At 34.7% G+C, this 10,718-nt stretch carries 13 protein-coding genes; 10 read left to right on the forward strand and 3 right to left on the reverse strand.

Features of this window, described 5'->3' with window-relative positions; translation table 11 throughout:
- Nucleotides 1–309: 309 nt before the first annotated feature.
- Both JN080_RS23835 and JN080_RS23840 read left to right on the forward strand, forming a co-directional pair.
- Entirely contained in the window at nucleotides 310–600 is a 291-nt protein-coding gene (locus JN080_RS23835; protein ID WP_256238477.1) for a hypothetical protein, read from the forward strand.
- 117 nt (nucleotides 601–717) lie between these two features.
- Entirely contained in the window at nucleotides 718–1,122 is a 405-nt protein-coding gene (locus tag JN080_RS23840) for a replication termination protein (protein ID WP_305474919.1), read from the forward strand.
- A gap of 239 nt (nucleotides 1,123–1,361) precedes the next feature.
- Here JN080_RS23840 and JN080_RS23845 read toward each other — a convergent pair whose 3' ends face one another.
- Nucleotides 1,362–1,499: a hypothetical protein gene (locus JN080_RS23845; RefSeq protein ID WP_256238479.1), complete on the reverse strand. Its 138-nt coding sequence runs from the start codon at nucleotides 1,497–1,499 to the stop codon at nucleotides 1,362–1,364.
- Nucleotides 1,500–1,635: 136 nt separating this feature from the next.
- Between JN080_RS23845 and JN080_RS23850 the strand changes: the two genes are divergently transcribed.
- Nucleotides 1,636–2,016: a hypothetical protein gene (locus tag JN080_RS23850; protein WP_256238480.1), complete on the forward strand. Its 381-nt coding sequence runs from the start codon at nucleotides 1,636–1,638 to the stop codon at nucleotides 2,014–2,016.
- Nucleotides 2,006–2,503 (forward strand): endolytic transglycosylase MltG, encoded by a 498-nt coding sequence (locus JN080_RS23855; RefSeq protein WP_256238481.1) that lies wholly within the window; start codon nucleotides 2,006–2,008, stop codon nucleotides 2,501–2,503. The genes JN080_RS23850 and JN080_RS23855 overlap by 11 nt, the downstream gene beginning before the upstream one ends.
- Before the next feature lie 161 nt (nucleotides 2,504–2,664).
- Here the strand turns inward: JN080_RS23855 and JN080_RS23860 are convergent, their stop codons facing one another.
- Nucleotides 2,665–2,883: a hypothetical protein gene (locus tag JN080_RS23860; protein WP_256238482.1), complete on the reverse strand. Its 219-nt coding sequence runs from the start codon at nucleotides 2,881–2,883 to the stop codon at nucleotides 2,665–2,667.
- A 208-nt stretch (nucleotides 2,884–3,091) separates the two neighbouring features.
- On the opposite strand from JN080_RS23860, the gene JN080_RS23865 reads away from it, so the two are divergent.
- From JN080_RS23865 to JN080_RS23890, 6 genes are all read left to right on the forward strand, one after another.
- Nucleotides 3,092–3,985 (forward strand): type II toxin-antitoxin system SpoIISA family toxin, encoded by an 894-nt coding sequence (locus tag JN080_RS23865; protein ID WP_256238483.1) that lies wholly within the window; start codon nucleotides 3,092–3,094, stop codon nucleotides 3,983–3,985.
- Between the two features lie 387 nt (nucleotides 3,986–4,372).
- The gene (locus tag JN080_RS23870; RefSeq protein WP_256238484.1) at nucleotides 4,373–4,522 is read left to right on the forward strand and encodes a hypothetical protein; all 150 of its coding nucleotides are present in this window, start codon (nucleotides 4,373–4,375) and stop codon (nucleotides 4,520–4,522) included.
- Between the two features lie 687 nt (nucleotides 4,523–5,209).
- Nucleotides 5,210–5,476 (forward strand): phosphocarrier protein HPr, encoded by a 267-nt coding sequence (locus JN080_RS23875; RefSeq protein ID WP_256238485.1) that lies wholly within the window; start codon nucleotides 5,210–5,212, stop codon nucleotides 5,474–5,476.
- Nucleotides 5,473–7,188 (forward strand): phosphoenolpyruvate--protein phosphotransferase, encoded by a 1,716-nt coding sequence (ptsP, locus tag JN080_RS23880; RefSeq protein WP_256238486.1) that lies wholly within the window; start codon nucleotides 5,473–5,475, stop codon nucleotides 7,186–7,188. The genes JN080_RS23875 and ptsP overlap by 4 nt, the downstream gene beginning before the upstream one ends.
- A 1,377-nt stretch (nucleotides 7,189–8,565) precedes the next feature.
- Entirely contained in the window at nucleotides 8,566–9,009 is a 444-nt protein-coding gene (locus JN080_RS23885; protein ID WP_256238487.1) for a hypothetical protein, read from the forward strand.
- A gap of 445 nt (nucleotides 9,010–9,454) precedes the next feature.
- On the forward strand, nucleotides 9,455–9,721 hold the full coding sequence (locus JN080_RS23890; RefSeq protein ID WP_256238488.1) for an HPr family phosphocarrier protein: 267 nt from the start codon (nucleotides 9,455–9,457) through the stop codon (nucleotides 9,719–9,721).
- 729 nt (nucleotides 9,722–10,450) lie between these two features.
- Here JN080_RS23890 and JN080_RS23895 read toward each other — a convergent pair.
- Complete coding sequence (locus JN080_RS23895; RefSeq protein WP_256238489.1) at nucleotides 10,451–10,591, reverse strand: site-specific integrase; 141 nt, start codon at nucleotides 10,589–10,591, stop codon at nucleotides 10,451–10,453.
- Nucleotides 10,592–10,718: the final 127 nt, after the last annotated feature.

Raw genomic sequence — 10,718 nt, forward strand, 5'->3', positions numbered from 1 at the left:
TATACGAATAATTGATGGACCTTACTTCGCGGGAAAAAGGGTACAAGAAGTGTGGTGAGTATTAACGTTAGGAAATTAAATTAAACTTCATAGCTCTTTCTCTGAGGAGATAGACATGATTTAATAACATTCTTTTTTGAGTCAGAAGAAGGTAAGGCGCATTTTGAACTCCTTGTATTGATGAACCGGTAATCTCCTAATGTAGGGTAGGAGATTTTTTATTATAACGTAAAATATAGTTTTGACGTAATGCATCAATGGAAGGGCTTTCTCCATTACAGTAAAATGGATTCTATGGACGGTGATTAAATGAATACTATATCATTAATTTCTGATAAGCGAATTATGGAATTGTACCAGCAGGGAATGCAGTGTTCGGAGATAGTGAAAATAGCCGACATTACTGCAAGAGGCGTTAGAAAAAACCTCAACAGAAATGGCATTGATACTTCTCATAGAATGAATCCAAGAAAGCATAAAGTAAATGAAAACTTCTTTAAGTCATGGAGCCATGAAATGGCATGGGCATTAGGAATGTTTATTACTGATGGACATATTTCTAAAGACCATCCTCCAATATTCCAAGATATAAATCTCTAATTACAATATGTGCTAAAAACACAATAATACTTAAGTGCTAAGTGCAGGCAATTAAGTAAACATTTGTTCCGGATAAATCAGGTGGGAAAATTCAAAATATTATGTGTTTTTAACACAATGTGTTATAATTTTATTAGGAGGTGGAAAAAAGTGGAGAAGAAAAGCAGGGAAAGTACAGGGTTTTTAATTAAGCAGCGCGCTTTCTTAAAGTTATATATTATTACAAATATCGAAAATGGGCGCTGGTATGGATTGCAGTTATTAGATGAATTGAGAAAGGAGTTCAAACCACTTGGATTCGAACCACAGCATTCAGAGGTTTACCGTGCACTGCATGAATTAGAGGATGAAGAGGAGATCCTTACTAAAGTGAAAATAAAAGTGGATGGGGCAAAACGAAAGGAAGTTGTTGTCTACAAGATTAAGGATATCGAAAAAGCAAAAGCTTACAAGAAACTGGTGAAAATAGATTTGGACCGAAGTGAGCAACTGTTACGAAAAGCTATTAACAATAACTTTTAACATCTAAAAACTGAAACTGGTAAAAATTTTTATCAGTATACCTCTTTTGGTTTTTTAAAAACCTGATGAGGAGGATTGCCAGCCGTATGAAGTATAGGGAGAACAATACGGAATCTTTATCATTGTTTCATAATTTCCTATAAAACGATCTTGGGGAAAATTTCCTGCCATCAAGACCGGATTTTTTTTGAAGAAAAACTTATGTTCGACCTTATTATGGTGTTAAAAGCACTAAAAATTTAACTGGATACATCATTGGTTTGCATGATTTCAACACTTATTATTTCATTTAAATCAGCCTCTAGAAAAAAACCGCAGCTGAAAAATCCACCATTATTTTCCTCCCCAATAAACAGGACCAAAGAAGCATTCTCCAAGTAATTTACCACTCCAGCTTTTTGTCAAATCACTCAGACTTTTGTCGTATTTATGAGAATTGAATCGATAAATTTATAGTATAGTTGTATAATAAGAAGTTGTAAGTTTCTATTCTAAAGGAGTGAATGATTTTAAATGGGATTGACTTTAGCAGTTTTGTTCGGAGCATCAGCTTTGTTGCTAATTTTATCGATTATAAAGAATTTTCAAGCTTCAAAGGCGGAGCATAAGCGAATTGATATGGCTCATATTTCTGTTATGAAGGAAATCAATGACATGCAAGAATCAATTCGGAATATTGAGCTTGACATAGAAGTCATAATGAAAGAAGCTGGAATTCAATTGTCTTCTAAAGAATTAGTTTTCATGCGTGAAGTACTAGATTTATATAAACGCAACTACTCTGTTGAGAGCATCGCAGCAAAAAAACAAGTGTCAGAAAGTGAAATCCAACAGCTTCTTGCTCCTTATCAAACACAAAAGGAAGAAAGGGGAAAAGTTGCAAATGAGATTTAACTTATTGAGCAGCTTTGCAGCTGGTATTTTTATTGCCACAAGTATTTCAAGTGCTGTTTATCTCTCTAACAATAGTGATACCCCTAAAGGATCTGTCAAATCAACTGAAATTCAAACTAATGTGAAGGTTCAGCCTTCCGAAAAGGAAATGAAAGACAAGCTTGTATCTGCAGGCTACATCGTTCAAACGAAGGCTGACTATGATAATGCACTGAAAGACGCCAAGGGGTCTGTTCAAAAAGAGTCAGCTCAAGTAGATGACAAGTCTAACAAAAATGTAACCCGAGTGATCTTAAATGTAACAGATGGGATGACCAGCATCGATGTCGGCAGGGCGCTAGAAACTGCAAAAATTGTTCCAAATGCTTTTAACTTTTCGAAAGACATCGAAAGTAAAGGATTAGAAAACAGCTTACGTCCTGGTGTATTTGAAGTGGATAGTGGTATGTCTTACGACCAGGTTATCTCAACGATTTTCAAGAAATAATTTTATGTTTATAACAAGAAATGCCTTTTAATCAAGTAAACTTTTTAAAGTTAAATTGATTTAAATCAAACGACAGGTCCAAGCGGTTAATCACCGCTTGGACTGTTTTTTTTATTGTATGGTATTTCTATAAAAGAAACATTTTTGAATTGTGGTAAGAATTATCGCTTTTTCTTAATACTTTCTTTTACTATTTGCTTATTTTTAACCACCTGTTCAAAAATTACTTGTACATGAATCAGGTTTTCTTCAATCTTTTTAACACTTAAAACTTTTGCTTTGCGGCCTTTAATTTTTATGTCCTCATCCATAGAAGGAATTCGTCTTAATAATTGACTTAACACTAACGTTTTATTCTCAAAAAAATGAATTACAATCATCTTAGGGTCTCTCCTTGTTAGTTGAATTAATTTTACAAAAAAGAGGATGAAATCCTTTTTTATAAAATATTTAATAAAACTCAGATTTAGACCCAATTCATTTATTGAAGTTTAACAGGTTTATAACTATTTAGGGCCTGCAGTAGAAATGAATCTTTATTGGGATTTTCACTCTTAAACAATGGTAAAATAAAATCGGAGGTGAATTATGGAAGGAAGTCAAGAAGAATCTGAAATATGGTATAAGAACCCCAAATACATAATGGTTCTAAAAATTGTAATTCCTATTATTCTTGTAACAGTTCTGCTTATCGTAAAGATGAAGTGGGGGAATGTAATCCTCTCGTTTACGCAAGAAAACAAGTGGTTTATTCTTATTGGGTTTTCAGCTATCATTCTATACATAAGTTGGGCATTTAAAGACTTTTTTAGAAGACATAAGCAAAATCTGCGGAGAACATGGTATTTCTTTTTTATTATTGGGGTTGTACTGTTGATTAATCATACAGGCTTTAATGTAAAAGAATGGCAACGATACACATTGTTAGCAGGGATGTTCATTTTTGTTGATTTAGCCATGTTTATTACTCCATCTATTAAGAAAATCGGCGGAGCTGAAATGGAACAAATCAATGAAGTAGAAAGCGTTAATGAGGAAATGAAAAAGGTTATTGTTCAAACGCAAAATAGAAGTTTACAATTTACTGATATATTGGATATGATGCAAATTTCATCATTTGAAACGCAAGAATGGAATGAAATAGAGAATTATCGGGAGAGTTTAGAGGATTTTCTATATTCTTATGGAGAAACTTGCAGACAAAATATCACTGTTTTCAAGAAAGACAATGATAACTACTTTAAGCAAGAAGTAGGTACGGTACTCGGAGTAATTATTACGGAAGAACAAATGACAACAATAAATGCCAAAACAGTGGTTTTTATAAACAAGCAAACCGCTCTCATTCCTTATCTTGAAAAAGTATTTCCAGTAGTCATTTCCATTGAATCAGAAAAGGAACATGTATTGGATATAGACATTGACAATATAATTAATCTTTCTTTGATCCATAGTTGGTTGAAAAAACCGCAAGAAGAGTAAACTGATTGGGAAAAATTGTAGATAAAAAAGTGTCAGTTTGATAGAATTAGGTAAGATAGGTAAGGAGTGGATAAAAATGAAAATGCCAGAGCGTACAAGCACAACAGAAGGTACTATAGCAACTGTAGTTAGAAAACGCAAAGGTAGGGTTAAGTCTCCTTTTTTACGAGAGAAGGCTACTCGAACAGCTCCACGAACTTCTCCATCATTATATACTAGGGATTTATTTAAGAGAAGCGATGAAGCAGTAGATCGTTTAAAACATAGGCATTTGGTTTAGTGAAATGATAGGACAGGAGATACTCCTGTCTTTTTTGACTAAAGCTCTCATATTTTGACCATACAGACAGTATATTTAATAAAAAGATTTGTATGGGAGAAGATGTAATGGGAGAAAAAAAGAAGAAAAGTCCTTTTTTAGCTGACAGCCCCTCTGGAACCTTACCAAAACGGGAAAAGGATGATAGTATACTGCTTAACTTGAATAAGAAAATAAAGAACACTATTGATAAAATTAAAAAAGCAGATAGGGATTAGCCTATCTGCTTTTTTCTTATGTAAATTCTCAATATGCAAACCAAAAACACCATTAGTAGCAATAGTGCACCTATATTTTTAAAGTAGTCTTTCATTACTTTGAAAGTGCTAAATATATGTTAAAATAAATGCTTTTGAATTATTTTGATAGATATTGAATGATTATGAGCGAAAATGATTGATATTTTTTAGTCTCTTAGATAGAATTTAAGAGTGATAATGCTAACTAAAATTTGTCTGATGGAGGTTTCAGCACAATTTTGTAAGTTTACTTGTACATCATTTATTCCCAATCAGTAATACCTATGAAAACGTTTTATTGTAAGATGTTTACAGGAGGTCAAACCAATGATGATTAAAAAGCGTCCTGCACTGTTATTAGACCACCTTTTAAAAACAAAGAATATCACGATGAATCAAATTATGGAGACTACGGGAATTTTAGGAGGGGAAAATTGACAGCTATGATTAGTATTTTCGACAGTTAGGCTGGGGACTGAACTTCCGTGTTTCTATGTAAAGCCGATTATGACGCCGAACGAAAAACATAATTTGGTCAATGAAGTTTATCAGCTTCTTTTTGATATTCAATATCAAGTTCTCTCAATTAAAAAACTGATTCAAAACATTGGTAAGTTTGCTGATATCACCCTTGTTTAAGTAAAAAGCGTAGGAGTTGGATCATTAATGGTTGAAAAACAATATAAGGTCATTGAAGAAACAGGAATTCATGCTCGTCCAGCAACAATTTTAGTACATGCTGCTAACAAATTTAACCCAGAAATTAAGCTCGAATATAAAGGGAAAAAGGTTAACTTAAAATCGATTATGGGTGTTATGTCTCTCGGAATTGGCCAAGGAGCAGAAATTAAAGTCATTGCTGAAGGCAGTGATGAGCAAGAAGCGTTACAAAATATAGAAGAAACTTTAACGAAGGAAGGTTTAGCAGAATGAGATCTTTAACCGGTATTGCAGCTTCAAGTGGTATTGCTGTAGCAAAGGCATATCGTTTAGTAGAGCCGGAGCTTTCGTCTGATAAGAAAAATGTTGAAGATGCTGAGATGGAAATTGATCGTTTTCGGGCAGCTATTTCAAAGGCGATACAAGAGCTTAAGCAAATACGTGTCAAGGCGCAAAATGAACTGGGAGAGGACAAGGCGGCTATTTTTGAAGCGCATTTACTTGTATTAAGTGATCCAGAGCTATTACACCCTATAGAAGATATGATTAAGACAGAAAAAATAAATGCAGAATATGCCCTAAAAAACACGGCTGATATGTTTATCACTTTGTTTGAACAAATGGATAATGAGTATATGAAGGAACGTGCTGCGGATATACGCGATGTAACAAAACGTGTTCTATCACATTTACTTGGTGCTGAGATTGTCAATCTTAGCATGATTTCAGCAGAGGCGATCATTGTTGCTGAGGATTTAACTCCATCTGATACAGCCCAATTAAACCGCAAATATATTAAAGCGTTCACAACAAATGTTGGGGGGCGTACATCACATTCTGCAATTATGGCTCGTTCAATGGAGATCCCTGCTGTTGTTGGAACAAAGTCAGCAACAGACGAAATTCACAATGGTGATATCATTATTGTGGACGGTTTAAAGGGAGAAGTTCACATCAATCCAACTCAAGAAGTAATTGATCAATATAAACAGGAGCAAATCCGTTATGAAGCACAAAAAGTGCAATGGGCCAAACTATTAAATGAAAAGACCGTTACGTCTGATGGTCATCACGTTGAATTAGCTGCTAATATTGGCACTCCTAAAGATTTAGAGGGGGTTATTAAAAATGGCGGAGAAGGAATTGGCTTATACCGCACTGAATTCCTTTACATGGGAAGAAATGAACTTCCTTCAGAAGAGGAACAATTCGAGTCTTATAAAGCTGTCCTTGAAGGAATGAACGGAAAACCTGTTGTAGTTAGAACGCTTGATATCGGTGGGGATAAGGAATTACCTTATTTAGATTTACCAAAGGAAATGAATCCATTCCTTGGATTCCGGGCGATTCGCCTTTGTCTTGAAGAGCAGGATATATTTAGAACACAATTACGTGCATTATTACGTGCAAGTTCATTTGGAAATTTAAAGATTATGTTTCCAATGATTGCTACTCTTGATGAATTTCGTGCCGCAAAGGCTATTTTAGTAGAAGAAAAGCAGAAGCTAGAAAATGAAGGGGTTCTAGTCTCAGAGCAAATTGAACTTGGGATTATGGTAGAAATTCCGTCAACTGCGGTGATGGCAGATCAGTTTGCAAAAGAAGTAGATTTCTTTAGTATAGGAACCAATGATTTAATCCAATATACAATGGCTGCTGACCGTATGAATGAACGTGTTTCTTACTTATACCAACCATATAGCCCGGCAATTTTACGCCTTGTAAAAATGGTGATTGACGCTGCCCATAAAGAAGGGAAATGGGCTGGAATGTGCGGAGAAATGGCTGGAGATGAAACAGCAATCCCATTATTACTGGGGCTTGGCCTTGATGAGTTCTCAATGAGTGCCACATCCATCCTAAAAGCACGCTCACAAATTCTTCGCCTTTCCAAAAAGAAAATGGAAGAATTAGCCGAAAAAGCACTACAAATGAGTACAACCTCACAAGTAATCGAGGCCGTAAAAGAAATCACAGAAAAATAACATGGGAAATGCCATGGGGACGGTTCTTGTGTACTTTTAAAAAATTGAAAGTGACACGGAAGAACCGTCCCCACGAAAAAACCCGCCTCACTGAGCTTCTAAATAAGTCAAATGAACAAAAAACGAATTTTAAATAATATTATATCTAATAATATTCGTGCTTAATTATATAAAATGAGATTCTCTCACCGGCCAGACACAAACGAAGGAGGTGAAAAAACGAACATTCCCCATGAATTAAAACTCCTAACTGCGAAAGCAAATATAGCAAAGAACGTTAAAAGCAAACTTATAAATTGAATCGGTTGCTCGATTAATATAAAACCAGTTGCAGTTCCCGTACGCAGGCCAATTTTTGAAAGATTTATTCGAACACTGGCACAAAATGGATTTCATCAATGGCTTTCAACCTCTGGAACGAGGAGTATCCGTTATAAGGCGTAGGGACGTTTAATTGGGGGAAAATTGAAATAACCTTAGATACAGATATTTATATATTTGTATTAAGTAAAGGTTCAGCTAAGATAGTAAAACCTTACGACAAAAAAGTATGTACAAACTTTTTTGTCGTTTATGTACATATTTTTGTCTATAACTTTTTGTTTTTAAGATTCATTTGGTAGGTTCGCGTTTTGGTACCTTTCAGTCCAGTCATACCAAGGGTTCAAAACAGGTGCCGTTGCAATACCCTCCCCGTTTTAGGGGATTGAAACCTTTCTCTTACTCTCTCTTTGAACCAATCGGGTATTGAAAATGAATAGCTACAGTGTTAGGTGAGTTGTTGGCTTTATTTATTTCTTTCCCGTTAAGTTGTTTTAAAATCTAAACCTTCAATTATAAAATTGCTGCCCCAAAGTAAACCTTTAATGCTAATTTAGAGTTGGGGCACAAGTTTTTACATCGAAAAACCCTCCTTTGTACACAACAGATTGCAATGTTTCCTCCTAACTGAAAACAATTGAATAGCATACGGAAAATTGGAGACAGTCCGGTAGCATCTGATGTTGTGGTGCTCGCACGTCTCGGGCACTTCAGCATACAAACCTAAATACCTTGGCGCATATCAACAAGCGATCAAGATGCATGCAGATTATGAGGAGTTTAACATTAGAGAATTAAGGAGGGTATTAAGGAGGGTCAGCTCATCGCCATTCATGATGACTCACTGGAAAGAACACCAAATGAAAAGTAAATCTATCCAAGTCGTTCACCGTGTCCGGTGAACGATATTAGTTTTTTTGAAAGGGATATAGGTTTTAAGGAATTTGGTTGCTTACATTATTATGATGTGGAAGGTGGATCTCTTATGTACAAGAAACTCTTTTTATTCTGTTTGCCAGTTTTCCCCCTAAGTCTTCTGCAGAAAATACAACTCAATTGGACACAACTGTCCAAACAGCAATAGATAAACTTTACCCCGTTTGGATGGTAAGAAAATATCAAACTATTCCATTCCCCAACCAACACGGTGTGGTTGTTGCTGGAATTGGGAAAGTAGTTCCGGGTGACGCTAGATGCAAAGCTTGTGAATATGATAGCTCAGGTAAAGCAGTTGTTATGAAATATGACAGTGCTTCTCAAAATTGGGTGGAGTTGTGGTCAAAAGATATAATATCGCCTGGATTCAGTGAGTTTAAGGATCTCTTATCGGAAGAACTGAAATCACAAAAGAAGGCATTAGCTTTTGTATCTATGGATATCATATGCTCAGACACTTCTTTTGCGGTTTGGTTCAAAGAATTTTCCACCGTGAAGAAATGGGCAGTAATGGCGCTCCGATACTCGAGGAATAAATGCCATCCTAAATTAGGATTAAGGTAGCACTTAGAAAAAATAAGCACCCTTTAAAAGGTACTAATTAATTTATTGAATATATCAAAATTGATCTTGAAATCTTTCATCTTTCTCCAAAATTTTAATGTCTTTTTTATACATCCACTTTTTTAGTTCGTATCCAGAAACCTTATAACGTGAGGGATCCAGGATAGGAAGCCGTCCTTGCTTTTTTAGACCCTTACTAAACCATTTAAACATAATAATTTAATAAAAAAACAAAAAAGAACCTCAACTGATATTGAGGCAAACATATTATCTCTTTCTTCTTTCGTTCCGTGCGAATGGGCTTAACGCCCATAGCCGAAAAAATAACGAGTAGATGGTTTATTTTTTTATTTCATTTTTTTCCTTTACAAACAATTTTTTTATTTTATAATTAGTTTGTGAAAATATTTCCAATAAATCCAGTAAACAAAAGGAGAATAATGCCATGTTACAAAAAACTTTTTTCATTACCTCAGAAGAGGGCTTAGACGCAAGAGCTGCATTTCTTTTAGAAAAAAAAGCCAATGCATTCGTCAGTGAAATTTCACTCGGATACAAAGAGTATAAGGTGAATGTTAAATCTATTTTGGGTCCGATGTCTTTAGGTATTCGGAAAAATTCAGAAGTGACTGTTTTCGTAAACGGTTCTGATGAACAAGAAGCTTTAAGCGGTATTGAAGATTCATTTAAAGAATTATCTTTAGTGGAATAAAAAGAAAAAAGGAGGCTAACTAAGCCTCCTTTTTTATCTTCTATTATCATAATCTTCCACATTTATTATCAGATATCGTAAATTTATCTGATAACCTTGACATTAGTGAAACCTCCTAGAATATAGTTTCATTTAAGTATATGGAAGGTAGTTAGAAAATAGAATCAAAAAAATCCCAGTTGATTATCAGACGAGGATTACTATATTGAATTAGAGGATTTACAACACCTTAATGGACCACAGCAATCCATCTACAATACTTGTGTATAGCCAATTATCTGAAAGAAAGCAGCAAAGCATAAAAAAATATCACGTTAAAAAAGAGCTGATATAGACTCTTTTTTATTTTGAGGATTTACTTCCTATTGAAAAAGTGACTATTGATAATTTGTCATTCTGAAATTTGTAAATATAGAAAAGAGAAGAGGGGTATGACAATGTCAAGAAATCAACAAAGTTTATATGCCTAACAAGGTGTCTGAATTGGCTGTTTATTCAAAGTATTAATTAGTGACATTAACAGAAGAGGAGAGCTGTTAGGTCTGAATTTAAAGCAGTGAGTTATCATATTTTTTACTCCTCTTGTAAACAGCAAAAAGATAAACACATATATATAATGAAAATTTGGAAAAAGATAGAGAATACTTGTTCAATTTTGGTAATTTTTCCGTTAAAATAAATAGGTAAATAGACTTAGGTTGATGTCATGAAATAGAAGTTGGGGGGAAGTCATTTGAAGTTCTGTCCTGAGTGTGGAACGAAACGAATTGAAAATAAATCGAAAGCGTAGCTACGAAGCGTGTTATGGGAGTAATTTTTTTCTACTTCCAAATACATAAGAAAATCATCGGCAGCTTCAGTAAAATTCATCGGTTAACGACCTCCTAGAAAATGAATTATGAGGACGGACCCGCAAATTATGAGACGCACATGGAATTTATCCTGGCGACCGCAGATCTTATGGGAATGGACCAAACAATTATCGTCAACTTGATAA

Origin of the sequence: Bacillus sp. EB600, from assembly GCF_024494385.1 — a bacterium.
In the GTDB taxonomy this organism is placed as follows: domain Bacteria; phylum Bacillota; class Bacilli; order Bacillales; family Cytobacillaceae; genus JAEVLT01.